Source organism: Microbispora catharanthi (assembly GCF_006334915.2).
Lineage (GTDB): Bacteria > Actinomycetota > Actinomycetes > Streptosporangiales > Streptosporangiaceae > Microbispora > Microbispora catharanthi.
Window position 1 is genome coordinate 1 of the sequence record NZ_VDMA02000014.1, and the last position, 26,371, is coordinate 26,371.

The 26,371-nt window shown below is 66.9% G+C and carries 20 protein-coding genes, 1 tRNA gene and 1 pseudogene; 10 read left to right on the top strand and 12 right to left on the bottom strand.

Annotated features, from left to right (window positions below; translation table 11 throughout):
- Positions 1–1,189: multicopper oxidase family protein (locus FH610_RS24640; RefSeq protein ID WP_139577218.1), on the top strand; the 1,189-nt coding region annotated here is incomplete at its 5' end.
- Between the two features lie 441 nt (positions 1,190–1,630).
- Here the strand turns inward: FH610_RS24640 and FH610_RS24650 are convergent.
- The 6 genes from FH610_RS24650 to FH610_RS45665 form a co-directional block, all read right to left on the bottom strand.
- Positions 1,631–2,524: a F510_1955 family glycosylhydrolase gene (locus FH610_RS24650; protein WP_139577219.1), complete on the bottom strand. Its 894-nt coding sequence runs from the start codon at positions 2,522–2,524 to the stop codon at positions 1,631–1,633.
- Positions 2,525–2,789: 265 nt separating this feature from the next.
- Entirely contained in the window at positions 2,790–3,050 is a 261-nt protein-coding gene (locus FH610_RS42940; RefSeq protein ID WP_161628071.1) for a transposase, read from the bottom strand.
- Positions 3,051–3,106: 56 nt separating this feature from the next.
- Complete coding sequence (locus FH610_RS24660) at positions 3,107–3,322, bottom strand: DUF2933 domain-containing protein (protein ID WP_139577221.1); 216 nt, start codon at positions 3,320–3,322, stop codon at positions 3,107–3,109.
- Positions 3,323–3,691: 369 nt separating this feature from the next.
- A complete protein-coding gene (locus FH610_RS42945) occupies positions 3,692–4,261 on the bottom strand; it encodes a M56 family metallopeptidase (RefSeq protein WP_161628072.1) in 570 nt (189 codons plus the stop codon).
- 455 nt (positions 4,262–4,716) lie between these two features.
- Complete coding sequence (locus tag FH610_RS24670) at positions 4,717–5,328, bottom strand: DUF305 domain-containing protein (protein ID WP_139577223.1); 612 nt, start codon at positions 5,326–5,328, stop codon at positions 4,717–4,719.
- Positions 5,329–5,402: 74 nt separating this feature from the next.
- On the bottom strand, positions 5,403–5,861 hold the full coding sequence (locus tag FH610_RS45665; RefSeq protein ID WP_420813737.1) for a DUF6153 family protein: 459 nt from the start codon (positions 5,859–5,861) through the stop codon (positions 5,403–5,405).
- A 380-nt stretch (positions 5,862–6,241) separates the two neighbouring features.
- Here FH610_RS45665 and FH610_RS24675 point away from each other — a divergent pair, with 380 nt between their 5' ends.
- Positions 6,242–6,601: a BlaI/MecI/CopY family transcriptional regulator gene (locus tag FH610_RS24675; RefSeq protein ID WP_139577224.1), complete on the top strand. Its 360-nt coding sequence runs from the start codon at positions 6,242–6,244 to the stop codon at positions 6,599–6,601.
- Positions 6,602–6,652: 51 nt separating this feature from the next.
- Here the strand turns inward: FH610_RS24675 and FH610_RS24680 are convergent, their stop codons facing one another.
- The gene (locus tag FH610_RS24680; protein WP_205826030.1) at positions 6,653–7,057 is read right to left on the bottom strand and encodes a MerR family transcriptional regulator; all 405 of its coding nucleotides are present in this window, start codon (positions 7,055–7,057) and stop codon (positions 6,653–6,655) included.
- On the opposite strand from FH610_RS24680, the gene FH610_RS24685 reads away from it, so the two are divergent.
- The 6 genes and pseudogenes from FH610_RS24685 (at position 7,050) to FH610_RS24710 (ending at position 14,325) form a co-directional block, all read left to right on the top strand.
- Positions 7,050–7,886 (top strand): methyltransferase domain-containing protein, encoded by an 837-nt coding sequence (locus tag FH610_RS24685; RefSeq protein ID WP_205826031.1) that lies wholly within the window; start codon positions 7,050–7,052, stop codon positions 7,884–7,886. The two genes, FH610_RS24680 and FH610_RS24685, sit on opposite strands and share 8 nt — an antisense overlap.
- 23 nt (positions 7,887–7,909) lie before the next feature.
- Positions 7,910–8,688: pseudogene (locus FH610_RS24690) on the top strand (HAD-IC family P-type ATPase); the annotation flags it as partial.
- A gap of 387 nt (positions 8,689–9,075) precedes the next feature.
- Positions 9,076–10,065, top strand: a complete 990-nt coding sequence (locus tag FH610_RS24695; RefSeq protein ID WP_139577399.1) for a C40 family peptidase — start codon at positions 9,076–9,078, stop codon at positions 10,063–10,065.
- Between the two features lie 173 nt (positions 10,066–10,238).
- Positions 10,239–11,282, top strand: coding sequence for an aminotransferase class V-fold PLP-dependent enzyme (locus FH610_RS24700; RefSeq protein WP_240809170.1), 1,044 nt, complete (start codon positions 10,239–10,241; stop codon positions 11,280–11,282).
- Between the two features lie 740 nt (positions 11,283–12,022).
- Positions 12,023–13,075, top strand: coding sequence for a PLP-dependent cysteine synthase family protein (locus FH610_RS24705; protein WP_276607704.1), 1,053 nt, complete (start codon positions 12,023–12,025; stop codon positions 13,073–13,075).
- A complete protein-coding gene (locus tag FH610_RS24710) occupies positions 13,072–14,325 on the top strand; it encodes an MDR family MFS transporter (protein ID WP_139577226.1) in 1,254 nt (417 codons plus the stop codon). The genes FH610_RS24705 and FH610_RS24710 overlap by 4 nt, the downstream gene beginning before the upstream one ends.
- A gap of 88 nt (positions 14,326–14,413) precedes the next feature.
- Here FH610_RS24710 and FH610_RS24715 read toward each other — a convergent pair whose 3' ends face one another.
- The 3 genes from FH610_RS24715 to FH610_RS24725 all read right to left on the bottom strand — a co-directional run bounded on the left by FH610_RS24715 (position 14,414) and on the right by FH610_RS24725 (position 17,098).
- Positions 14,414–14,983 carry a MarR family winged helix-turn-helix transcriptional regulator gene (locus tag FH610_RS24715; RefSeq protein ID WP_240809171.1) on the bottom strand — a complete coding sequence of 190 codons (570 nt, stop codon included), beginning with the start codon at positions 14,981–14,983 and terminating at the stop codon, positions 14,414–14,416.
- An 868-nt stretch (positions 14,984–15,851) separates the two neighbouring features.
- Positions 15,852–16,232 (bottom strand): BlaI/MecI/CopY family transcriptional regulator, encoded by a 381-nt coding sequence (locus tag FH610_RS24720; RefSeq protein ID WP_139577227.1) that lies wholly within the window; start codon positions 16,230–16,232, stop codon positions 15,852–15,854.
- Between the two features lie 323 nt (positions 16,233–16,555).
- The gene (locus FH610_RS24725; protein ID WP_139577228.1) at positions 16,556–17,098 is read right to left on the bottom strand and encodes a DUF4396 domain-containing protein; all 543 of its coding nucleotides are present in this window, start codon (positions 17,096–17,098) and stop codon (positions 16,556–16,558) included.
- A gap of 939 nt (positions 17,099–18,037) precedes the next feature.
- Here FH610_RS24725 and FH610_RS24730 point away from each other — a divergent pair.
- Positions 18,038–18,481: a hypothetical protein gene (locus tag FH610_RS24730; protein ID WP_139577229.1), complete on the top strand. Its 444-nt coding sequence runs from the start codon at positions 18,038–18,040 to the stop codon at positions 18,479–18,481.
- Complete coding sequence (locus tag FH610_RS24735; RefSeq protein WP_139577230.1) at positions 18,478–20,445, top strand: DUF4132 domain-containing protein; 1,968 nt, start codon at positions 18,478–18,480, stop codon at positions 20,443–20,445. Before FH610_RS24730 ends, FH610_RS24735 begins: the two co-directional genes overlap by 4 nt.
- Before the next feature lie 261 nt (positions 20,446–20,706).
- On the opposite strand, the gene FH610_RS24740 is transcribed toward FH610_RS24735, so the two are convergent.
- Together FH610_RS24740 and FH610_RS24745 are read right to left on the bottom strand one after the other, a co-directional pair.
- A complete protein-coding gene (locus FH610_RS24740) occupies positions 20,707–25,650 on the bottom strand; it encodes an RCC1 domain-containing protein (RefSeq protein ID WP_161628073.1) in 4,944 nt (1,647 codons plus the stop codon).
- Between the two features lie 532 nt (positions 25,651–26,182).
- Positions 26,183–26,255 (bottom strand) — tRNA-Arg (locus FH610_RS24745).
- Positions 26,256–26,371: the final 116 nt, after the last annotated feature.

Consider the following 26,371-nt stretch of genomic DNA (forward strand, 5'->3'; position numbering starts at 1 on the left):
CGGCGTCACGCAGCCGCCCATCGGGGCCGGTGCGGAGTTCACCTATGAATTCACCGCGCCCACCCCCGGGACCTACTGGTTCCACCCGCACTCCGGCCCGCAGCTCGACCGCGGTCTGTACGCGCCGTTGATCGTCGAGGATCCCCACGAGCCGCTGTCGTACGACAAGGAGTGGGTGGTCGTCCTCGACGACTGGCTGGACGGCGTCACCGGCACTCCCGACCAGGTCCTCGCCGAGCTTCGCAAGGGCATGATGGGCGGGATGAGCCATTCCACCGGCGACCACGCCGGGATGGACGGCATGGACATGGGGGCGATGGGCGGCACGGACATGAGCACGCCCAGCCCAGGGGGCGGCTCCCACATGCTGATGGGCGCCGCCAGCGACCTGCTCGGCGGGGACGCTGGCGACGTGGCCTACCCCTACTTCGTCCTGAACGGCCGTCTGCCGGCGGCACCGGAGACCTTCCGCGCCAAGCCCGGCACGCGGGTGCGCATCCGCTTCATCAACGCCGGTGCCGACACCGCCTTCCGAGTGGCTCTCGGCGAGCACAAGATGACTGTCACGCACACGGACGGCTTTCCCGTTGAGCCAGTGCCGACGGATGCGCTGCTGCTCGGCATGGGGGAGCGCTATGACGTACTGGTGACCCTGAAGGACGGCGCGTTCCCGCTGGTCGCCGTCGCGGAGGGCAAGAACGGTGCAGCCCGTGCCGTGATCCGCACCAGTGCGACGGGCCGGGCGCCTGGCGTGAACGCGCAACCGGCACAGCTCAAGGGGACGATCGTCCGCTATGACGAGCTTCGCCCTGCGCAGACCGCGAGATTGCCGTCGAAGGGGGCCGACCGCACGATCAGGTTGGAGTTGACCGGCAGCATGATGGCCTACAACTGGGCCATCAACGGCAAGCCGTACGATCCGAAGGTCATCCATGCGGTGCGAACCGGTGAACGGGTTCGGCTGTCGTTCGTCAACCGCACGACCATGTGGCATCCCATGCACCTGCACGGTCACACATTCGCGTTGGCAGATAACGGAATCCGCAAGGACACCGCGATCGTGCTGCCGAACACCACCTTGGACGTCGATTTCGACGCCGACAACCCTGGCACGTGGATGATCCACTGCCACAACGTCTACCACGCCGAGGTCGGCATGATGACAACGCTTGGCTACCTCCAGGCCTGATCGTCCCTCCCCGGGGCGGTGGTGCGCCCTTCGCTATGGCCGCTGGTCGTGCTCAACACGGCGCTGTTCATCGTGTTGCGTTCACTTTCTTCCGTCCTCGTACCGGACGAGATCGGCGTGCGATGGGCGCGTTCTCGGCGTTTCTGGTGGCCCTGTTCACGGAGATGTACGGGATCCCGCTGACGATCTACCTGCTGGGAAGCCGAACCAAGCGGCCCTGCCTCGTCGGCCTGTCCACCTTCGCGGCCGCTGTCGTGGTGACGTCAAGGGACAGGCCGATCTCGCCAGGGGATAACCGGACGCGTTGCAGCACCTCACCGGCCAGAGCAACGGCATAGCCGAGGCCCGGCCAAGGCCAGGAGCGCCGTGGACGCCGCGATCACTCCGGCTTGTTGGGGAGTGTTCGAGTCAGCGGAATCGCTGTTGGAGCTCCGCGACCTATCAGGCGGGGGCGGGCTTGTACGCCGGCGAGAAGGTTCGGCCCCCGTCCTGGGACTGATAGACGGTGCCGTCATCTGCCGCTGTGAGCAGCCGGCGCCCGTCGGTAGTGGAGAAGGCTGTGGCGGGGCCCGGGACGGTTCCCTGATTCTTCCAGGTCTTCCCGCCGTCCTCGCTTCTACGAACTGTTCCGTCGGTCGCGATCCCGACGAGCAGGCCTTTGCCCGGTGCATCCAGGAAGGTGAGCAGGGGTGCGCCCGTTAGCGCAGCGAACGTCTTTCCGCCGTTCTGGCTCACTACCGGGCCCTCCGGAGTGGTCGCGTAGAGGCGATCGGGCTGGTCGGCGGAGCCGGCCAGGTCCGCCACCTGTAGCTGTGCGCCGTCCGCCCAGGTGACGCCGTTGTCGGTGCTGCGGCGGATCCGCCCGCTCTGGCTGTCGTAGGCATACAGGCTGGCGCCTGCGGGTTGCAGGACGTGGAAATCGGCAGTGCCTGCCTCCGATACCGTCTTCCAGGTAAGGCCGGCGTCGGTGGTGCGGATCAGCCCCAGGTGGGCGGGCGACCCAGCCGCCAGGTCGACAGCGGAAGGGTGGCCGCTGGCCAGGAAGGTCTTGGGCCCTACGACCGTGAAGCCCATATGGTCCTGAACCCGGTCGGCGATTCTGACGGCGGTGTTCGTTGCCCTAACCTGGAACAGGCCGAAGTGGCCGGCAACATAGATCGAGCCGTCTGCCGGGTCGATGCCGAGACCATGGACGTGGCCTATGCCTGGATCCATCGAATCGCTTCTTTGCGCTCGGGTCTGGTCGACCTGATCGGCCTGGCCGACTTGGCACCCGGTCACCAACAGAGCCAGCAGGGCGACGATGCCAGAGAGGCGACGCCGGGTCGGAAGCATGGAATCCTCGTCTCGGGAACCATCCGGTTATCACAAATGCTACTAGGGATAGTAGTAGATCGCGGTTCTCGCTCATCGAACGTGTCTGGTTCTCGGCTGTGGGTCGAGGCCGGGGCGGCGTCCGTCGGGGTTCGATGACGATCGCGACGTCCGTTCCAGGCATTCGTGGCAGTTGTCCGGAGCATAGGCAACGGCCCAGGCCGATAGTGCGCAAGTATTCGTACCTGGATGTTCGACTTACTGGTTAAGAGGTCCTACAGAATGATCAGCGGGTGAGGCGTCGCCAGCAGATGATGGCGGCGGCGAGGGTCATGAAGGCCTCGTGGATGTCGTCGCGGATCTCCCAGCGGATGCGTAGGCGGCGGAACCAGTGCAGCAGCGCGATCGTCTGCTCGATCACCCACCGACGCACGCCGAGGCCGGAGCCGTGCGGGGTGCCCCGGCGGGTGATGACGGGCTTGACCTCTGTGGCCCAGACCATGCGGCGGTACTTGTCGTGGTCGTAGCCGCGGTCGGCATACAGCAACTTCGGGGCGTGCAGCTTCGAACCGAAGCCCAGTTCCTGGGGCAGAGGCGGCCGTGTCAGCGTCGGATCGTCTGGTCATTCGCGTTGTTCTCGGGGTGATCGCGCCGCCCGCCCTCGTCCCCGTGCATCCCCTTCATCATGACCATCATCATGATCGGGCATACGAGGACGATACCGAGCACGAGCAAGGTGCCGAGAGGCATTCCCAACCAGAGCGCTCCCACGACGAGGATGGCTACCGCGATGGCGACCAAGCCATAGTTGACCTTCATTGCGGCCTCCCTTCCAATCCGTGGCAGCTTCACTCTCCTCCTGCGCCACTAGATGTGCCCAGGGGCGAAGGTCCTGGGCCATGGGTGGAGAGGTCCTCGCCTGCGTGCGGCGAGAGCCCTGCGTCCTATGCGAACTGCGCGTCTGCTATCTCAAATAGCAGTGCTCATGCGCTGCAGACATGTGGGGAGGCTGGCCGTGAGGGGTTGTGGAGCCCCAGTGATGCGGTGATTCCCGCCGGGCTGCTGCTGGCGCTCGTGTCCACGGCCCTGACCAATCTTCGGTTCCGAATCGTGGATAAGGCATCTGTGGGTCGACATCGAAGACGCGGACGCCATCATCAAGGGTGAGACAGAGCAGAACGGGCTCGCTCAGCAGGGTAGAGGCAGCATCATGACGGCCAGGGTCGCCAGGGTTGCCGGGACGCCGAGGGCCGCGGCGATGGCCAACCAGGACAGCGGCCTCGCATGCGGCGCCCGTGGGAGTGCCGAAGGGTTGCTCAGTCGGGCGATTCTCAGCCTGGCCACCTCGGCCGTGGCAGGGTTCACGGCAAGCGCCCCCGCCGAGCAGGACGTGATCGCCAACTTCTGCAGTGCACCGATGAGTGGCGCTCTTCCATGGTGTCGCACGGCATGGTCATCGGCGGCCAACTCCAGCAGGCCGGGCAACGTCGTATGCGCGAGACGCAGCGTCCGGAGCCAGGGAATGGCAGAGCGCAACGCGTCAGCCAGCACCAGAATCAGATGGTGCTGTTGCTGTAGGTGAGCGCGCTCGTGAGCCAGCACTGCCTCGACTTCGGCCGGCTCCAATTGTTTGAGTGCGCCAGTCGTCACGACGATAGGCCGTTCTCGCGACGGCAGGCAGTAGATCAATGGCAGCGGATGCTCGAGTACGCGGACATCCGGTTCCGTAACGAGATCGCGCGCGACCACATCAAGCATCTCCCGATGCTCGCGCCGCCCCCGAACCGTACGGGCGATTCTCGGTAGGGCCAGCCGGAGAGCTGTTGCCCCCGCTACTAGGAGTAGAGCTGTTAGAAGCACAGCCACTGGTGAGATGCGATGCCCATCCTTGGGCAAGCAGTCCGCGATCCAGTCGATGAGGCGATGGCCGGGCGTGGAAGGCCATATCAGTCCCAGGCCGGCTAGTCCCGCCAGAGCCAGGACGGCGCCGGCGACCGCGGCGGCCCACAGCGCTACGGTGGTTGCGGGCAGGCCTGCAGACCAGCGTGCGCGCAGAAGCAGGGGGCCGGCGAGATGTCCGAGCAGGAACACGCATCCGGCCAGGGCGATAAGCGCAGCGATCATTCCCAGTCCTCCACCTTCTCCTGCCCAGGCTGAATGTTCCCAGGAACCGTGGGCGGCGGGGATGTCGCCGCCGCCCACCCGCCAGACTCTTACTGCAGGAGCTTCTTCATCCTGCTGATCTCCGCGGACTGGCTGGAGATGACGGATTCGGCCATTTGCTTGGCCGGCTCGTAAGCACCACCCGCCACTTCCTCCTTGGCCATGGAAACGGCGCCCTCGTGATGCTGGATCATCATCTGCAGGAACGCCTTGTCGAAGGCGGCACCCTTGAGGCCCTCGAGCTTCTTCATGTCCTCTTCGGACATCATGCCCGGCATGCCGTGGTCCATCGGCATCGCGTCCTCACCGGGTGCCTGCACGCCCCAGCTCTCGAGCCAGCCGGTCATCGTCTTGATCTCGGGATCCTGGGCGGCTTCGATCTGCTTGGCCAGTTCCTTGACCTGGCTGCTGGCGGCGCGCTCTTCGGCCAGCTTGGCCATCTCCAGCGCCTGGCGATGGTGCGGAATCATCATCTGCGCGAACATGACATCGGCGTCGTTGTGGTCCGCCGCGGCGCTTGTGGCAGGAGCTGGTGACTCGGTGGGCGTTCCGGACATCGATGACATGGAGGACATGTCGTGGGTGGCGCTGTCAGTGGAGCCGCAGGCGCTGACCAGGAGGCCGGCCCCGAGCAGGGCCATGGGAATGGCAAGACGCTTCATGGTGGATGCTCTCCGTGTTTAGTTGGATACAGGTGGCGCTAGCTCGACGGTGGACATACCGTCGAGTGCGCCCTCTACACCCGGATCACGCAGAGTTGAGCGAGGGTCGGCCCTCGAGGGCGGACTGTTGGCCCGTGAGGGATTGACCGTTGCAGAAGCAGGCGGGCCGGCAACGCGACGAAGCGGCTCATTGCCGCGGTGACGAAGAGAAGTAGTAGGACCGAGCCGGCCAGCAGGAAGGCGAGACAGACCTGGCTACCGCTATGGCCGTCGTGGGGGAAGCTCTGCCCGCCGTCATGACGCGTGTCCGTTGCCGCCGTCGGCATGCCGGAGTCGCCGGTGTGAGCGGTATGGAGGGTCAGGATGCTCGGAGCGGAAAGAGGGCCAGGTGAGGGCTGCAAGCCATGCATGGCGAACAGTCCGCACAAGACTGCGGCAAGCAGTAGCAGGCCGCTCCAAGGAGCCAGCCTGCGCGCCACGTTGCCCGTAGTCACAGCGGACACCCTACTGATAGGGACGTACGCTTTCCGCATCACGGGGCAAAGCGTCGCGCCGTCGCGGCTACTAACTGCAGTAGTGAGCTGGAGTTGGGTGGCTGGGCGCTCGCGGTCTGGGTAGTACGGCTCGTTCAGGGCACCGGACTACCGGCGACAGGTACGCGCCCACTCTCGACGCGGCCTGTTCGGTGGGTCAAGCAGGCGGAGAGATCAAGGCACCGCCATACGGCCATGCCACTCCAACCGCAGGCCTCCTATCGAGGTGACGTCGCCGGTGATTTCAGCGCCTACAGGGGACGGTGGCGCGTAATTCAGGGCCTTGACCCGTGTTGCCTATGGTCAGGAATACCAGCTTTGTGGTAATGGGGCTGATCTACTATCGTATTTAGGGGAAGAGAGCTGAGGGCGGAGGGGACGTGCGGGAGTTCGGCAAGCTCGAGGCGGCGGTGATGGACTGCGTCTGGGCTCTCGGCCGACCTGTGTCCGTACGTGAGGTGCTGACCGAGCTGCAGAAGAGCCGCGATATCGCCTACACGACGGTGATGACGGTGATGGACACCTTGCACGGCAAGGGCTGGCTGCGTCGTCGGAAGGAAGGTCGTGCCTACAGTTATGAGGCCGTGGCCTCGCGCGAGGCGTACACGGCCCGTCTGATGCGAGATGCGCTCGCCACGAGCAGCAACCAGGCCGCCGCATTCGTGCACTTCCTCTCCGAGTTGACTCCGGCCGAGGTGGACGCGCTCCGCCAGGCTCTGAAGATTGTGCCGCCGGCCTGAATATTGCTCGGCTGGGTCGAAGATCCAGGCGCTGTGGATGCAATCTGGTGATCACACTGGTACGTGCGGCCGCGCTTCGATGCCGATCCTGTCCGTGACCATTTCTTGGAAGTGCGCGCATGAGGTGAAGTCCTCATGGTCGCAGTTCAGCGCGCATCGGATGAGCTCCAGCGAGGCTTCCGCCTGGGCGATGCGCCGCCTCAAATCGTTCTCGAGACGCCGTAGAATGACACGCCGTTCCGCCGGCTCCCTGGCTGCGATCATCTCCCGGATGTCGTCGAGCCCGAACCCGGCTTCCTTCGCCCGCAGGATGACCGCGATTCGGTACAGATCATCGGGACCATACCGGCGGCGGTCGCCTCCGATCCGCGCCGGCTCCAGCAGGCCGACGGACTCCCAGTGGCGTAGGACGTGCGTGGCCAGGCCGAAGTGTTCCGCCACCTGTCCGATGCTCATCGCCGGAGGGTTCGAGTTTGACTTCATGTCGACATTAAGTCGCATGGTGGGGCACATGTACAACGACGAGATGCCCCCTGTGCCAACCGAAGATCTCAACCCGCTCATCCGGCTGCTCGACGTGGCCGACGCATCCGCTGGAGCGGCGGCCCTCCGTGCCCGCTCCTATGAACTGCTCCACATCGCCCCCGGTGTCCGAGCGGTCGATGTCGGGTGCGGCACCGGCCGCGCCGTGGCGGAGATGAACGAGCGTGGGGCCGAAGCCGTCGGCATCGACGCCAGCGTGCAGATGATCGATGAGGGCCGTCGGCGCCGGCCGGATCTGGACCTGAGGGTGGGCGACGCCTACGAGCTGTCCCTGCCGGACGGCTCTGTGGCGGCCTACCGGGCCGACAAGGTGTACCACGAGCTCGACGACCCGGCGAAAGCGCTCGGTGAAGCGTTCCGTGTGCTCACTCCCGGCGGGCGAATCGCCCTGATCGGCCAGGACTGGGAGAGCTTCATCATCGACTCGGACACTCCCGCGATCACCCGCACCATCGTCCAGGCGCGCGCGGACACGGTTCCGAATCCTCGCGCCGCTCGCCGCTACCGCAATCTCCTGCTCGACGCCGGGTTCGAGGACGTGGCGGTAGAGGTCCGCACCGGCATCTTCACCGACGCCACCATGCTGCCGATGCTGTCGGGAATCGCCGAAGGAGCCTCCGCGGCCGGCGCGCTCGACCGGGAGCAGGCCGACATGTGGACCGCCGAGCAGGCTACGCGGGCCAAGGCGGGGCGGCTCTTCCTTGCGATACCGCTCTTCCTCGCCTCGGCAGGCCGGCCCTGACGAGAACGGCTACCGGTGTCGCTGGACGCTACTTCGAGGCGCGGTCCAAGCGGCGTGCGGGTGCGGCGTTGCGTGCGTTGCTGGAACTGGGCGCCAAGGATGTGGCCGTGCTCCGCGACGGGGCCGAGGTGCGCATCCCCACCGGTGACCTCGCGGTGGGTGACCACTTCGTCGTCCGGCCCGGGGAGAAGATCGCCACCGACGGCGTCATCGAGGAAGGCAGCTCTGCGGTCGACGCCTCGATGCTCACCGGTGAGTCGGTCCCGGTCGAGGTGCGGGCCGGGGGATGCGGTGACCGGGGCCACGGTCAATGCCGGAGGCCGGCTGGTCGTGCGGGCCACCCGGGTCGGCTCCGACACCCAGCTCGCCCAGATGGCGCGCCTGGTGGAAGACGCCCAGACCGGCAAGGCACGTGCTGCCCGCCGACAAGGTCGATGTGGTCAAGAGGCTGCAGGCCGAGGGCAAGACCGTCGCGATGGTCGGCGACGGGGTCAACGACGCCGCGGTGCTGGCCCAGGCCGACCTCGGCTTGGCGATGGGCACCGGCACCGACGTGGCCATCGAGGCCGCCGATCTGACCCTGGTGCGGGGTGATCTGCGGGTGGCGGCCGACGCGATCCGGCTGTCACGACGCACGCTGCGCACGATCAAGGGCAACCTGTTCTGGGCGTTCGCCTACAACGTCGCGGCCCTGCCGCTGGCCGCCGCGGGGCTGCTCAACCCCATGATCGCCGGCGCGGCGATGGCGTTCTCCAGCGTCTTCGTCGTCAGCAACAGCCTGCGCCTGCGCAGCTTCCGCTGATCGCTGGCCGAGGGGCCTCCGGCAGTCTGCCGGAGGCCCCTCGGTTACACAGAGGAGCGAGGCGGCCTTGTCGACTGCGTACGGATCGAGTGTCCGCAAAGGTTGACAGACCGTTGACAGACCCAACCTACTATGAGATGCCGTAGATCTGTCTCCTCAGAGTGTGCGCCGGAAAGTAGGCGCGGGATCGGCCAGATCGTGCCCGTGCACCATCGTGAGCAGGCATTTTGTCGCCAACTCCGGATCCTATCGATCGCCAGTTCACGTTGTGTCGACGCGGTGAGATGCCCCAGCAATGGTGCGAATACGGATCAAACGCGACTAACCAACCGCCCCTTCTGTAGCATTCCGCCCAGTAGTTGGACAAAGGAAGGCGTCAGCGTGGCCATGGCGGGCGTGCCGGTGAGGTTTGGGCGGGTGGTCGGGGCGGCGGGCCTAGCCGTCATCGTGCTGCTACCGCTCAATGGGGCGGCCGCCGAACCGCAACCCACCATCGCCCAGGCCAGAGCGAAACTTGAGAAGCTCAACGACCTGGCGGGAAAGGTCGTCGACCGCTACAACCTGGCCAACGAGCGGTGGAAGAAGATCAGAAAAGACTACGGCCGCCTGAACAAGGACTACAAGCAGCAGCAGAAGACCGTCGACCTGCTACGGGACGATCTCGTCCGGCTTGCGATCAGCACGTATCAGTTCGGTGGCATGAGTAGCGGAAGACTCGTCACCAGCGACGACCCGCGGTCCGTGCTGAGCGGCATGGCCTTGTTCGACTACATGGCGGCCGACCGCGCCGAATCCCTACGGACCTTCGAAACCGCCAACCAGGCGCTCAAGTACAAGTACGGCAAGGCGAAAGAGGCATTGGCCGAGGCAGGCAAGGCACGAGACACGCTGGCGGAGGAGAAGGCCAAGGCAGAGCGCATGGTCGCTCAGCAGACGAGGTTGCTGCGCAGATTAGGCCAATTCCGGGCTGGAGACCCGAACAGCCCCGGGATTGCCTACACCGGCCCTGCCTCGGGGAACGCGCGGGTCGTGCTGCAGTTCGCGTACAAGCAGATCGGGAAGCCGTACCAGTGGGGTGCCACAGGACCGAACTCGTATGACTGCTCAGGGTTTTCCCAGGCCGCCTGGCGTCAGGCGGGGGTTGAACTGCCCCGCACGACCTACGAGCAGTGGAGTTGGGGTGCTAACAGACGGGTCCCGTTGGACCTGAGCCAGTTGCAGCCGGGTGATCTGCTCTTCAGCAAGGGACTGGGGCATATGGGCATCTACGCCGGTGACGGCAAGATGGTGCACGCTCCGCAGACCGGTGACGTCGTCAAGGTCGTCGATCTCGATGACTACTGGTGGGGACGGCTTGCGGGTGCCGTCCGTCCTTGACGGTGACTCCTGCTTGAACATGGGTGCTCGCTGCATTCAGCCATTGATCAGCAGGGAAGGCAGGCGGGGGCCCGGACCAGGTCGCTCGGGACGAGGGGTTCTGGCGAGCTGTCACTCGGCAGTATCGGGTCAGCCCGAATTTCGTCAACCTGGAGAACGGCTATTACGGGATCATGCCCGAGCCGGTCCGGCGCGCCTATCACCGCAACGTGGACCTGCTGAATGAACAGAACTCCTCCCTGCTGCGCACTACCTACAAGCCTGAGGCCGACCAGATCAGGCAGCGTGTGGCCGAGGCGCTCGGTGCGTCCAGGGACGAGATCGCCTTCACCCGCGGCGGTACTGAGGCGCTGCAGAACCTGATCGCCGGCTACCGGCGGCTCCAGCCGGGTGACGCCGTGATGTACGCAGACCTCGACTACCACAGCATGCAGTACGCCATGAACTGGCTGGCCGACCGCCGGGGTGTGCGGGTGGAGCGCATGGTCGTTCCCGAACCCGCGACGCGTCAGGCCGTACTGGACGCGTATGAGCGGGCGCTGCGCGAGCATCCGCGGGTCAGGCTGCTCCTGCTCAGCCACATGAACAATCGCACTGAAGGCGTTGACGTGATCGTCGACGCCGCCCACTCCTGGGGACAGCTCGACTTCACGATCGACGACCTCGGAGCCGACTTCGCCGGCTTCTCCCTGCACAAGTGGATGGGGGTGCCGCTGGGCGCGGGGTTCCTCTACATCCGCAAGGGGCGCCTGCCGGACATCGATCTCGCCTTCTGCGACGAGACCTATCCCGCGAACGACATCCGCTCACGGGTCCATTCCGGCACGCTGGATGTGGCTCCCATCCTCACGGCCCCCGTCGCGCTGGACTTCCACAACACTCTGGGAGCTGCCGTCAAACAGGCGCGGCTGCGCTTTCTCCGCGACCGCTGGGTCCATCAGGTGCTCGACATCCCCAACGTGGAGATCCTCACTCCCGAGGACCCCGCCATGTACGGCACGATCACCGCGTTCCGTATCACGGGCCGGACCTCCGAGGCCGACAACGTGGCGATCAGAAAGTATCTGCTCGACCGCTACCGGATCTTCACCGTGCGCCGGGGAGGACCCGCCAGGGGCGACTGCGTACGGGTGACCCCCGCGCTGTTCACCTCACGCGATGACGTGGACCTCCTCGCCACAGCCATACGAGACGTCGCCAGGCGCTTCTTCGCCTGACAGATTCGTCCCGCGTGTTTATCGCTGGTGGATATGCGAAACCTTCAGTCTGGTTACATGCAGCATCTTCTCTCATTATTCGTCATGTTTTATCTTTCCGGTAATGGACCATGATCGGGTAAATTGTCGGGCTGCAATACCCTGTGTTCGCGTGGCTATCGACTGCCGCTGGGCACAACATCGGTGATGTGTAACGGGGAATTCTCGGGTACGACGGCGGAGCAGCCGAGTGCCCTGAGACGAGTGCGGAAGAGCCGGGTGCCGATCGCCATCGCGATGGTACTCGGGCTCTTCTTCCTGCACGTAATCACCTGCTGCACGATCGATCAGGTTCATCCGCGCCACCACGATGTCGTCGGCATCGGCGCAGCCTCCACGGACGACGATGGATGCGATCACTCCTCACCACATCCGGAATGCTGTGAGGAGTCCGACGGTCTCTGGGTCCGGGCTCTCGACGGCGACGACCCTCTCCATCTTGAGGCGATCGTCAGAGCCCTTTTGACAGAGGAACCACCTGCTTCAGGCCCGCCCGTCCGGCGCGAACCCTCCCATATCCCGCATGCAGTGGAACCGTACGCTTTGTGCGTGTTGCGCATATAAACCCACCGCCTGCTCGCCGTCAGTGAGCGCAAGGCAAGGCAGGAACCGTCCGGCACCCGTATTTCCTATGCTGGTGCCACGACCTCGGTGGGTTGACAACAATGAAAACAACGATTCATTCCATGCTGCCCTCATTCATGGGCGTGCCTGCTCCGATTCAGGCGACACCCCGTGTCGGGAACACACCCGTCATGTGGATCCCGGTGAAATCCCAGGAGAGCGGGTTCTGGGCGAAACTCGAAGGGTTCAATCCGGGGGGTATCAAGGACCGGCCGGCTCTTCACATGGTGCGCAGCGCCCGCCGCCGTGGACAGCTCAGGCCGGGAGGCGTGATCGTCGAGTCCACAAGCGGCACGCTCGGGCTCGGCTTGGCGCTGGCCGGGATCGTCCACGGACACCCGGTCACGCTGGTCGCCGATCCGGGTCTGGAGCCGCTGATGGCGCGGCTGCTGCGCGCGTACGGCGCACGCCTGGAGATCGTGACGGCGCCCCATCCGGTCGGCGGCTGGCAGGAAGCGCGGAGGGAACGGGTCCGGCAGTTGATGGACGAACTCCCCGACGCCTACTGCCCGGACCAGTACAACAACCCCGACAACGTCGCGGCATACACGACACTGGCCGCCGAACTCGTGACGCAGTTGCCGTGGATCGACGTCCTGGTCTGCGCGGTGGGTACCGGCGGCCACAGCGCGGGAATCTCCCGGGCGCTGCGGCAGACCTTTCCCGACCTGATGCTGATCGGCGTCGACACGATCGGCTCCACCATCTTCGGACAGCCTGCCCGGCCACGGCTCATGCGCGGACTGGGCAGCAGCATCCACCCGCGCAATGTGGACTACCCGGCGTTCTCCGAAGTCCACTGGGTCAACCCCGCCGAAGCGGTGCACACCTGCCGTGCTCTGGCGGCCCAGCACTACGTCTCCGGCGGCTGGAGCACCGGAGCGGTCGCACTGGTCGCCGACTGGGTCGCCAGAACAAGCCCTCCGGGGACGGCCATCGTGGCGATCTTTCCCGACGGACCATGGCGCTACTGGAACACCGTCTTCGACGACGAGTACTGCACAGCCAACCGTCTGCTGGAAGCCGCCCCGGCGGAACATCCCGACGAGATCTCTCAACCCTCGGAACGGGAAGTCGCCCGCTGGACGCGCTGCACCGCGGTGATCGACCCGATCGGGGTCCGGGCATGATCGCCGCCTTCGGCTCGTTCAGCCCGGCCGTCCGCCTGCTGCTGATCAACCAGTTCGGCATCAATGTCGGCTTCTACATGCTCGTGCCCTATCTCGCCGATCACCTCTCCGGTCAATTGGGCCTGGCGGTGTGGCTGACTGGGCTGCTGCTCGGCCTGCGCAATTTCAGCCAGCAGGGCATGTTTCTGCTCGGCGGCACCTTGTGCGACCGGTACGGCTACAAGCGCCTGATCATGGCGGGATGTGGCCTGCGCACGGTCGGATTCGCCCTGTTCGCCGTCTCGACCTCCGTTCCCGCCCTTGTCGGCGCCTCGGTGCTGACCGGGCTCGCCGGAGCCTTGTTCAACCCGGCAGTGCGGGCCTACGTCTCCGTCGAGGCTGCGGACCGGAAGGTCGAGGCCTTCGCCTTGTTCAACGTCTTCTACCAGGCGGGCATCCTGACCGGACCACTGGTCGGCGTCCTGCTGATCTCGGTCGACTTCCGGCTCACCTGCCTTGCGGCCGCCGCAGTCTTCGCCGCGCTGACGGCACTGCAGGCCTGCTGGCTACCCGGACGCCGCGGCACCACCGCGAGCTCGGCGCGGCCCGTGCTCGCCGACTGGAAGGAGGTCGCCACCAACCGGCCTTTCGTGACGTTCTCGGCCGCGATGTTCGCCTCGTACGCCCTGTCCTACCAGATCTACCTGGCGCTCCCGCTGGAGTTGCACCGGCTCGGCCATGGTCAGGCATCGATAGCGGTGATGTATACCTTCACCGCGCTACTGGCAGTGGCCGGCCAGGTCCGCCTCACCTCGTTCGCCAAGGCCAGGTGGCAGCCGGAGCAGGCCATCACGCGTGGCCTGGCCGTGATGGGCATCGCTTTCCTGCCCACACTGCTCACCGCGCAGCTCCCGCATACGCCCTGCTGCACGGCGGCGACGACCACGGCTGTGCTTCTGTCCGCCATGGTCCTCACAGCCGGGGGCATGCTGGTCTTCCCGTTCGAGATGGCCATGATCGCTACGCTGGGACGGCAAGAACTGACCGGCACCTACTACGGGCTCTACAACGCCTTCTCCGGGCTCGGCATTCTCCTGGGCAACTTGGCCAGCGGCTGGGCAATGGACCAGGGCGAGAGCCACGGCGTACCAGCACTGCCCTGGCTCCTACTCGTGACCACTGGCTTCGCCTCAGCGGTGACCATACGGAGACTGAACCAGACAGGACGGCTCCGAACCAGAACGGCGCCGGACCTGACTTCCACCGGTTGACCCGAAGGCCCGGCGTCGAAAGCCGCCGGGCCACACCGGACGTCGCCGAGGGGATCTCTCCGAGCGGCGCGGTATCGCGTGGCGAGGGTCAGATTTCCTTGTGGGGGGAACCGCCCCTGCTGGTGACTTTGCTGCCGATGCTTTCAAGGGCTGCGAGTTCGGGCGACGTGAGGGCGTCAATGAAGAGGTTGCGTACGGCGGCAACGTGCCCGGGTGCGGTCTTGACGACCTTGGCGTACCCCGCATGGGTGAGCGTGGCGTTTGTCCGCCGACCGGCGCCTGGGCGGCGGATGCGCCGAAGAAGGCCCTGCTTCTCAAGGCGAGCGGCGACGTGCGAGAGCCGTGACAGGGATGCCGACGCGGCTTGGGCCAGCTCGCTCATCGACAGGGTGCGGTCCGGCTGTTCCGACAGCAGCGCCAGAACCATGTACTCGAAGAAGGTCAGCCCGGCGTCGCGCTGCATCTGGGCATCCAGCACAGGGGGAAGCTCGGTCATCAACGCGACCGCAGCGAGCCACGCCGCACGCTCGTCCGCTGTGAGCCACCTCGGCTGCGCGTCGTTGTGCTCCGCGGCCCCCTCGATGACCTCCTCGGGCGACTCCTGAGCATCGGCTGGTGGCATGACGAGACCACTCGGATCTGACTCGTTGGTTGCCACCAGGAGAGGCTGTCTGCTTGCGCGTTCCTTCAAGTCCTCTTGACCCATCGGGTTATTGCTGCTGAAAGGAGCCCTCATACCCGCTCTGTTGTCCCCCGCTGCCCGGAGAGCACCCATCCTCGGCGAATGCCGACCCTCACGTGCCCGGCAGGGCAAGTCCTGACTCTGCCGACGCAGCGGGATCGCGGCCGCCTTGCGACGCTGAAACTCACAGAACACGGAGGTGATGCCGCCCCGACTGATGTCGAGGCGGTCGTGCGTCCATACCGATCACGATCACGCGTGATCGCCTGGTCTATCGCATCGTCAAAGCCGATCGCGCCGTCACAAGCGACGGCGGGGGATGCCGCTGTTGCCAGACTTGCGCATGCGGCGATGACTGCGGCTGCCGCAGGACGGCAGACCTTGTTGGCCATGAGGGGATGTTCCTCCGTGATGGAGCACCAGAGGCGGTAACGGGAACATAAGGTCCGATGCCGGTCTGTGGGAAGACTTTCTCCTACATTGCGTAGGAGGAGGTGTGAACGACAGCCTTACCGCCACTCTCACTCCAACCTGGAGTCGGGCGATTCGCTGGGCCAGCAGGCTCTAAGGCATCTCCCTCGCCGCCTGGGGAGCGGGGAGTGAGGTTGAGCCGATGAAGCGCGCCGATCACCGAGGTTGACCGTACGGCCGACGCGCATGGGACCGGGCGACTAAGCGAAGACGGGGCCAAGAGGGCGACAACCACAGCGGTCAGAATGCGGAACTTTGCGGTGACGGCGAGGGGCAGCCGGTGACGCAGGCATGGCGCCGGTGCGACAGAAGGGCCGGGGAGGTTTCCGTGATCAGGTACAACGCCAGAGGCAGGACCAAACCATTCGGACTATCACTCGTCGTTTTCGTTGTTCGTGGTCCGGTCGGTCAGAGCGTCGAGGAGTCTCTGAGCGTCATCCGGGTCGACGCTCTCAGCGAACCTCGTCAGGACGGGTCCTCTTTCCGGAAGGTCGGCGAGTGCATCGAGCATCACGGCGACGACGTGCTCTTCACGAGTCCGCACCGGCGCGTAGGCGATGGCGGTGCCTGTGCGGTTGCGCGTGAGGATGCCCTTCCGGGAAAGCCGATCGGCGACCGTCTGGACGGTCGTGTAAGCCAGGGCTTGGCCGCGTCCGGTGTTGAGAGGCTCAAGTAGCTCGCGGATCAGGAGTGGCCGGTTCGCTGCCCAAAAGCACTCCATGACTGCTCGCTCCAGCGGCCCGAACTCGGCCATCCAAGGCCTCCACTTCTCCGGCCATGCCCGCCGCCATTGCCGCACCGGTGGCGACCCTGAAACGGACCACAGTAATCGTGTCCGCCGGCCGGGTCTGAGGCAACTCAGCGGTACCAGGAGTGAGCCAGGACGACCTCAGCATCGCCCGGGTGGCACTCCTCGATGTGAACGATCACGACTGGGACCTCGAATTGGCGAACTGGTGGCGTTGGCGGTTAGTCCCCTGGCGCCCCGCAACATCGGAGCGGCATGCACATGCCGGCCACCGCTGTAAGAACCGTGGCCGGCATGTTCGGGGCCTGCTGAGCTGAGAGGCGACCTGTTCAGTGATGGTAGGCGTGGACGACGGCGTGTCCCTTGCCCTTGCTGATGATCCACTTGTTGATCGGTGTGGTGACCAAGAAGGCGATGAGCAGGGAGAGCGCCAGGGAAGTCCAGAACACTGCGGACGTCAGGGTGGCTTCCATGGCGCCGGGGATGGCCAGCATGACGCTGTTGTCCACGATCTCCATGACGATGATGGACACGGTATCGGCTGCCAGCGCCAGTTTGATCGCGCTGCCCCAGCCCACCCCGGCCCTGCGCAGGGGGAGCAGGGTGAGGAGGTAGCCGAAGAAGAAGGCGAGCACGACTGCCACGGCAATGGACGGGGCGTTGCCCCAGCCGAACGCAGTGGCGATCACCAAGCCCAGGACCTCACCGATGGCGCATCCGGTTAGGCAGTGCAGCGTCGCCGATGCCGCCATACGCCAGGACACCTTCCCCATGGAGGGGTCATGCTGCGCATGGTTGCTGTGAACATGCGCCGCCAGGTGCTGTCCGGTGTAGTCATGTCCGTTGTGGTCGTGGTGCTGCTGCTCCGTCATGACATCTCCAGAGGGCCGATTAGGGGGACGTGGCGATTACTTGCCACAAGTTATACCCCCCGGGGGTATCTCTGGCAAGTTCTCGTGGGATGCAGCCTGCGCCCAAAGAGATTTGAGGGAGTAGCAGTAAGCCGGCATGGCGAAGGCGGCAGGTGGCCCTCGAAGTCGGTGGCGGGGCCGTCGAGCAAAGCGGCCTAATGCTGGGCGGGTCGGGTCTCTGAGTCTGTCGGTCCCAGGCGTTAGTCTCGGCTGTCGTGGCTCTGGCGATCGATACATCGAACCCCTTCCGCTAGCCCAGCGAGCTGACCAGGCTCGTCCGCGCTGTGCACGAGGCGTCCGACAACGACGAAGCCAGGTGGATCGAGCGGAAGAGCACGCTCGACCTCGCCGGGAGCGGTGCCGTTCACCACCTCGTCCGTCAGATTGGGCTTCTCGAATCGCCGCTTGGCCGGAGACCGCCCCGCCACCCGCGATGCTCAGGGTCGACCACCTTCACGCCCTGGATGTCACCGTTGCGCGGCGGGTCGAGGACAACTTGCCCGCGATCAACACGGCCGCAAAAGAGATCGCCGACCCTCCCGAAGGAGGATCGGCGTCCAGAGAAGTTTCCCCTTGTTCTAGGTGCCCCCGGCCAGGGACGCCGCAAATCTGCGGCGCTCTAACCTGCGGTTTCCCTCGGCCGTCTCGTCGTTGAGGCCCGCGCCGAGGTGGGCAGGGGAGGCGGGGCCCGATAAGTCCCCTGTTCCGGGTGGATACCCGCATTCGGGACAACAACCGCTTCGGTGACTCTGCTGGCCGTGATCTCCGCAGTCGTGTCGTTCCGGCGGCGTATTCACGAGCCCGCGCTGCGGCCTGAAGCCGCTGGACCGCCGCTCTTGAGAGCACCGGTACTGGCCGGATCGACCGGATTCTGTCGGCGGGTCGCGGCATGATCTCGCCATGAGCCAACTCGCGGTGAACTTTGAGGTGGATGAGGCGGTTGCAGCCGCCCTTACCTCAGGAAGCTGGGTGATGGAGGCGATTGCCCGGGAACGGGAGTTGGAGAGCCTCTCGCAGCCCTGGTCGCGTCCGGCCGGCTGGACCGAAACGGACGGTGTCAGGCTGCGGATCGAGGCCAGGAAGGTCCGCCGCGAAATGGTGGACCGGCTTTCTCGGGAGCGGGGTGCCGCCCGGCGAGCTGCTGTGATCTGTCTCGCGCGGCCTTCATTGAACGGCTACGCCGAGGAGCTCGATCTTGCTCTCTCCGGCTCGGACGGGTGGACCGTCGTCGAGGTGGCCGCGCTGTTCACCGTGATGCGAGACCGGGATTTTCAGTACGGGGAGGACGTGTGGCTGTCGCGGGTGCTGGAGCTGGCGCTGAGCTTCGGCGATGGGAGCCTGTGAAGCCGCTCATCCAGGCTGTGACCGACAGCGGCGTCGAGGCCGGCAAGCGCCGCCGGCTGCATCGCCTGATCGCAAGCGTGTTTCAGACGGATCCGGAGGCGTTGCCGTTGTCGGCGCTCGTGCTCTGCGACGAATGGGCCATGGTTCTGCGCGATCACCTCGGCGACACGCCGGCGGCGGAGCTGGTGCGGCTCGTCGACCACCTCTGCGCGCTCAACGGGCCACGACCCACGAAGGCGTGGCGGAAGCGGTGCCTGGAGTTGCTCCGGCCGGACGGTGCGAAGGAGTTGGTGCGGGTCGCACTGGGCGCCTTCGACCGGATCACCGAATGGAACACCCACTGGGGCACGGCCCGGCTGACCGTCTCGGACGCCAACGTGGACGTGGCCCGCGGGTTCGTCTGGGCCGCCACCCTCCTACAGGCGGAAAACGTCGTGCCGGCGCTGACGGAGCTCGCCCTTCGCACCGCGGGGGTCCGCCGGGACGTGCGGGAGGACCTGAAGCTGGCGGGGGCCGCGATCAACGCGCTGGGTGACTGCGGGGATCCGGCGGCCATGGAGTCGCTGTGGTGGCTGCAGCGGACGATCCGGCATCGGGCACTGCGGAAACAGGTCGACACCGCGCTCAACGCCGCCGCCGCTCGCCAGGGGATCACACCCGGCCGACTGCTTGAGCGCAGCGTCCCCGATCACGGTCTCGGCCCCGACGGGACGCTGAAGCGCACGATCGGCGACTGGACCGCCGTGCTCGCGGTCGAGGACGCGATGACCGTACGGCTCGGCTTCCGATCGCCGGACGGCACCACGGTCGGCACCGCGCCCGCCGCACTGAAGGAGACCGCCGACCTGAAGGCGCTCAAGGCCCTGCGGAAGGAGATCCGCCAGACGCTGTCGGCCGAGCGGGCGCGTCTGGAGGGGCTGTTCACTGTGGACCGGGCGTGGCCGTACGAGGAGTGGGCCAGGTACTACCGGGACCATCCGATCACGGGGGCCGTGGCGCGTGGGCTGATCTGGGAGGTGGATGGGAGAAGCTCCCTGCCTGCCGAGGCCGAGCCGGGGTCTCACGTCCGGCTGTGGCACCCCGCCCGCGCCACTGTGGAGGAGGTCGTCGCCTGGCGCGAGACGGTGACCGAGCGGCGGCTGCGCCAGCCGTTCAAGCAGGCCTTCCGCGAGATTTACCTGCGCACCCCCGCCGAGGAACGGACCCGCGTCTACTCCAACCGCTTCGCCGCTCACATCGTCGACCACCCCCGGCTGTACGCGCTGCTCAAGGAGCGCGACTGGCAGACCAACTGGCTGGGGCCGTTCGACGGCGGCTACGACGCGGAGGCCAAGAAGGAGTTGGCCGAGGGTGCATGGCGGGTCCGATTCCGCTACGAGACCGCGGCCGTCGATGCCGGCCATGAGGTGATTCTGGCCGCCACCGACCAGGTGCGCTTCGACCGGCGGGAGGGGCGTGCCTTCCGCCAGGTCGACCTGGCCGAGGTGCCGCCGCTGGTGTTCAGCGAGGCGATGCGGGATGTGGACCTGTTCGTGGCGGTCACCTCGATCGCCACCGACCCGGAATGGGTGGACCGCGGCGAGGACCCGCACCATGCCTATTGGAGAGAGACGTCCTTCGGCGTACTGCCGCCGTCTGCCCAGGTGCGCCGCGACGCGCTGGCGCGGCTGCTTCCCCGTACGGCTGTCGCCGACCGCTGCACCCTCACCGACCGTTTCCTGGTGGTCCGGGGTGACCTGTGCACCTACAAGATCCATTTGGGCAGTGCCAACATCCTCATGGATCCGGGCGACGTGTACCTGTGCATCGTCTCCGCGCGCAAACGCGACGCCAGACTGTTCCTGCCCTTCGAAGAGAACGGCCAACTGTCCCTCATCCTCAGCAAGGCGTTCCTTCTCGCCAACGACAGCACGATCACCGACGAGGCGATCCTCCGGCAGATCCAGCGAAAGCGCCCTGCTTGATCAAGATGGCCGCACCGATCGGAGCGGGCACCATGCGACAGAGTTGAGCCCTCGGCGCTGCCGTGCACACGGAAGGCTACGGCCGGGTCCTCCAGCCGAGGCTCCTGCTGGGGCGGGAGCGGAGGGTCCGGCGACGGCGCCGAGATCACTTCGGCTGTGCCGGCTCGGGTCTGCGCCATTGGGGAAGTACTGGAGCCGACACGGAGAGGGTCCCGCCGGGACGCTGACGCGACGGCGGGACTCTCCCTTGATCCGGCTCTGTCAGCGGAACCGGAACAGCGCCCAATGTTGGGTGCCGTCGGCCAATGTGACGTTCAGCCGCCTGCACTGGCCGGCCCACGCCTTGTCGGTCTTCCAGACGTACGTGTACTGATCCTTCGCCGCGTCGTACGACAGCGGCGATCCACCCGCGGTGACCGCCTGCTCGACCGAGTCCGTCTGACCCAGGGAGCAGGAAACCTGGCCCGACGCCGGAGAGCCCGCCGCGAAGACGTCCATCCCGCGGTAACCGCCGAGGCCGAACTTCACCGGGATCGCCTGGCCGGCCTGGACGGCGTTGACCGTAGGCGGGTTGTCCACCGGTGGCAGGAATCCACGGAAGGGCCACGGCGCCGACGCCACCTTGACGGTACGGGAGGTGGAGACCGACCCGCCGTCGCCGTCGCTCACCGTCACTGTGGCGGTGAACGTGCCCGGACCGTAGGTGTGGGGCAGGAAGCACGGCGACAGGGCCCCGTCGAGCACGCCGGGCGCCGTCCCGTCCCCCCACCTGACGGTGCAGGTGTGCTGGTCGGCGATGCCCGGGTCGGAGAACTCGATCCGCGCGCCGGACCCGTCCACGGCCACCGTGCCGAGCACCGGGGCGGCGTTGCCGACGGTCAGGATGGTGGTGTCCGACGCCGAGGCGCCCTCGGCGTCCACAGCGGTCAGTGTCGCGGTGAAAACGCCGTCGTCCGAGCAGGTGACCGACGCCTGCGGGCCGTCCCCCGTGACGTCGCACGGACCGTCGACCGTCCACGACGACGTGACTCCGGCGGCGTCATCGGTGACGGTGCCGGAGAGTGGAAGGGCCGCGCCCTCGACCCCGGACACACCGTCTCCGGCCTCGACCACCGGCGGCCTGTCGGCCTTGTCGTTGTCGGTGATCCACGCCATGCCGACCTCGCCGGGCAGCACCTTCCGCCCGTCGGACGCGGTCATGGCGCCGATCTTGAGCCGGAACGGCTCAGGAGATTCCACCGCGGTGTCGTCGATCGCGGTCGCGGTGACCACGCCGCTGGGATGCTCGCTCGTCAGCGTCAGCGTCCCGGTGGCGGGCCCGACGTCGCCGGGGCCGTCGTCCGGGCCGGCGGCCGGCTCGACGATCGACCACGGCACGGACACGCTCTCACCCGCCGGCGGCGCCGGGTTCACGGTCACCGTGAAGTCGCCGGACGTGCCCTCGGCGATCCTGGGCGCGGAGACCGACACACCCAGCACCTCGTCGTCCCGGATCGTCATCGTGGCGGGTTGCCCGGCGCTGCCGTTGGCGACCTCGCCGACCGAGACGGTGAACGTCTCGTCCGCCTCCGGGATCGCGTCGCCGTTCACCGCGAGGTGAACCACGTGCTCGGTCTCGCCTGGGGCGAAGCGGATCGTCGCGTCCGAGGCCACATAGTCGTCGTTCGCCTTGGCCGAGCCGTCGGCGGTGGCGTACGCGGCCACGACCTCCTTGCCGCTTGGCTTGGACAGATGGAACGTGATCGGTGTGTCGGTGAGGCTGGTTCCCCCCTCGGTCACCGTCGCCGGCTCGACCGAGACGACGGGCCCCTCGTCGTTGTCGGCGATGGTGCCCGTCGCCTGGGCGCGCGTGATCGTCAGCCCGAGCCGGGCCCCCGTCAGCGCGAGCGTCACGGTCTCGTCGTCCTCGTCGATCGCGTCGTCGGCCACGTCGACCGGAATCGACGCCTGCGTCTCACCGGCCGATACGACCACCGTTCCGGTGCCCAGCGTCGCGTCGTCCTCGCCCGCGCTGCCGGGCCGCAGCGACCAGGTCAGCGCGACGTCGTCACCCAGGGCGTGATCCAGCTTCACAATGAACGCCCCGTCGTCCGCCTCGCTCAACGCGGCGTCCTCGACGGTCGCGTTCACCCACGACGCCGGCAGCTCGAGGTCCGGGTCGGACGCCGGCCGGGTCAGCGCGAGGGCGTTCCACTTCGAGGCCGACACCTGGAGGAACACCCGGCCGGGCAGGTTGACGACCGCCGGCATGCCGACCGGGGCGCTTCCGCCGGTGCCGGTGGCTCCGAAGAGGTTTCCGCCCCAGGCCAGCATGGAGCCGTCGGCGCGGATCGCGAGGGTGTTCATCGAGTCGTCGTGATCCACCGCGACGACCGGCGCGCCCTCGGGGAGGGCCACCGAGGTCGGCACGCTGGTGCTCTGGCCGCCGGCGAAGCCGAGGGCGTCCAGCTCGTGGTTGGTGTTCTGGCCCCACATGGACACCGAGCCGTCCTCCTTCAACGCGACCGCTGAGTCACCCGAGGAGGACACGTCGACCACCCCGCTGCCGCGACCCAGGTTGGTCACCGTGTTGGGCAGGTACGGCGACGTCGGTGTGTTGAGCGCCCACGGCCGCCCCAGGACCGGATCGGTGTCGCCGCAGGAGAGCAGGGTGCCGTCCTTCTTGAGGAAGAACACGACGCCCGAGGCAGCGGCGATCTGGCGGATGTCGCTCAGCCCCGGGATCGCCGTCGCGTACGGCTTGTTCTGGGAGGAGGTGCCGAGGCACTTCTGAACACCCCAGGACGTGACGGTTCCGTCGTCCATGAGCGCGTAGAAGGCCTGCTCACCCGCCTCGATGTCACGGACACCCCGCAGCGGCGTGTCCGGCCCGGTGAGCACCAGCCCCGGGACGTTGCGCGATGTCATGGTCGAGCCGTCGCCGAGTTGCCCGTTGCCGTTGAACCCCCAGGTCGCGACCGTTCCATCGGTTCGCACCGCCGCGACCTGGTCGCCGTGGGCGGAGATCCGGGTGACACCGGCCAGCGTGCCGGCCCCGCCGACGCCGAGAGGCGACACCGGGGTCGCCCGCTGCGACACGGTCGAGCCGTCTCCCAGTTGACCGTGGTCGTTCATGCCCCAGGCGCGCACCGTGCCGTCGCTCAGCACGGCGAAGCTGACGCGGAAGCCCGACTCGACCTGGACCGCGGTGCCGGGCAGGACGGTCTGCTGCGGGGCGTCGAACTCGCCACCCAGCGTCCCGGTGCCGACCTGGCCCAGCGTGTTGTGACCCCAGCCGTACGGCTTCGCGGTCAAGCCGCCCGGCGGCGCGTCCGGCGAGCCGCTGTCGCAGTCGTCGTCGACACCGTTGCCGATGAATTCGATCTGTCCGGGGTGCACCGCCGCGTCGCTGTCGTCGCAGTCGGTGGTGGCCGTCCAGCCGTCACCGTCGGCGTCCTTCCGGAACACCAGGACCGACCAGCCGCGCGTGACGCGGTGTCCGTCGGCATCGGTGGCTGTGGCGACGACCTCATGGCTTCCCGGTGTGTCCGGTGCCTTCCACGACAGCGACTCGGTCCCGTCGGCCGGCCTCCTGTCCACGGCCCAGCTCACCTCGGGCGCGCCGCCGTCGTCGCTCACCGTGACGGAGAACTCGGCCGTCTTGCCGGTCTCGACCGTGATCTGGGCGCTCTCCGGCGCGCTCCGGTCGATCTTCGGGTCGTCGCCCTTGCGCGTCACCGTCACGCCGCTCCAGGAGTACGCGACCCGCCCGGCGTCGTCGCTCACCCGCAGGCCGATGACCGGCGAGCCCGGCTCGTCGAACATCGCCGACGGGGTCTGCCCGGCCGCATCGTCGAAGTCGCGGTCGCCGTCCAGATCCCAGGCGTACGACGAGATCGTCGCCCCCTGTGCCGCGGTCGAAGCGGACCCGTCCAGCCTGATCGACTGCCCCTCGGGCGCCGTGTACGGGCCTCCCGCCTGCGCGACAGGATGCGTGTCCGGCACTCCCGCGTCGCCCGCCAGCGCGTCGGTGATCGCCTGCCAGCCGCTGAGGCCCTCCTGCACGGCCGCGGCCGTCTTGGCATGCGCGGCGATCTGCGCGGCCAGCGCGTCCCGCACGGTCTGCGCGGTGTAGGGGCCGGCGGCCGCGCGGATCCGGTTCTCGAACTCCGTGATCTGCGCGCCGGTCAGCCCGCTCTCCCGCAGCACGCGCCGCTCGTCCGGGGTGAGGCCCCGCTGCTTGACCCGGCTCCCGAAATCCGCGGCGAAGGCGAACGCCTTGTCGGCGTCCTCGCCGAACAGCGCCTTGATGTCGTTTAGCTGGGCCGAGGTCCGCGCCAACTGCCCGGCCAGCGCCTGGTGCAGGTCACGAACCTCACGCGCGTGGACCAGGGCCCACTCCCCGTCACCCGCCTGCTGCGCGCCCTTGTACGCCTCGACCCCGCGCAACAAGGCCTGAAGCAGCGACGCCTCACCCGCCATGGCATCAGTCGAGACGTCGTCGTCGACCTTCTCGGGAATCACCGGCCGATCAAATTCGGGATTCGGTGGGTCGGCATAGATGCCGATGTAATGTATCGCCCGACTGAACTGCAGATTGGCGAACTTTCGATGGATGGGGGTGGAAAAGTCTTTCTTCTCCAGCGCACACGCGACGGGGTTGCCGAGAGCGCAACCCCCCTGAAGCGCCGTGTCAAGCATGTCCCCTGCCGCGCGGGCGTCCAGCCAACGCTCCCTGTACGCCTGGTACTCGTCCAACGCCGCGCTTTTCAGACTCGCCAGCGCGGCGTCGGGCGCAGGGGTCCGCGCGAGGGCCAGTACCTCGATCTGGCCGCTGTACCAGCTGTCGTCCGCCGCGTCGAAGTACCCGTCCTGGCAGGTGTCGACGACAACGGCGTATTTTCCTGGAGGGAGATTTCCAGCGGGCGAGGTGATGCCGATCACCTCGCCCATGACAAGGGATTCGTCCTGCACCACCGCGTTGGGCGTACCGACGACGTCGTCGAGGTGCTGCCCCTCTGAGGGCGGCCCATCCGGCACCAGGTAGATGTCACTGACCGGGTAGACGAAGTCATTCAGCCCGCCGTCGCAGTCGTCCTTGTACGTGAGCACGGTCGACGCGATTTCGATCCTGCTGTTGGGGCCGTACACGCCGTTCCCACTGAGGAGAATCCCGTCTGCCCTGGCTGGTGGCGCCGAGACCACCACGCCTGTCGCGACGGTCATCGCCATCGCCAATAGGGACGTTACCGCCCGTCTCCACCGGTTCACCCGAACCTCACCGACTCCCGTTTCCATCCGGCATCCGTTCGACCTGTCAACGGGAGAGTGACGGAGGAGGCCTGGTAGCCACTTGGGAGGCGCTTAAGGCGGCTTTGGGGGATACAGATGCGGACTATGCGTTCTGCCAACGTCTGCGGGCCCGCTTCACAGAGCTGGAACGTGAGCGCCGGACCAAGGCGCAGGAGCTTGCCGATGCCGAGGCGAGTCCGCCCGCTCGCGACCACCCAACCGGCCTGCTCCACAAGATCCCCATGCTCCAGACGAAGCTCGCTGAGCTGCCCGAAGAGCTCCAGCGTGAGCTGCTCACGGCCTTCCGTCTGGAGATCCGCTATGACGCCCGCCTTGGGGTGGCGTTGATCCGAATCAGCCTGGACCACGAGACGATCGAAGGAGTCGCGGCGAGGGCGGAAGAACTTCCCGGAAACGAAAACAGGCGCCTGCCGGAGGCAGGCACCTGTGCCGAAGATTTGGTGAGTGCCCCCGGCAGGATTCGAACCTGCGGCACCCGCTTTAGGAGAGCGGTGCTCTATCCCCTGAGCTACGGAGGCGCACGATGTGCACCAGTAAGCCTAGCGAAAGGTTGGGCCCGCTCGCGCCTTCCCTGGGGGTGTCGTTTCGAGGTCGCCGGTCATCAGCGGGCTGACCTGCGGTAAAGGCATGGCAA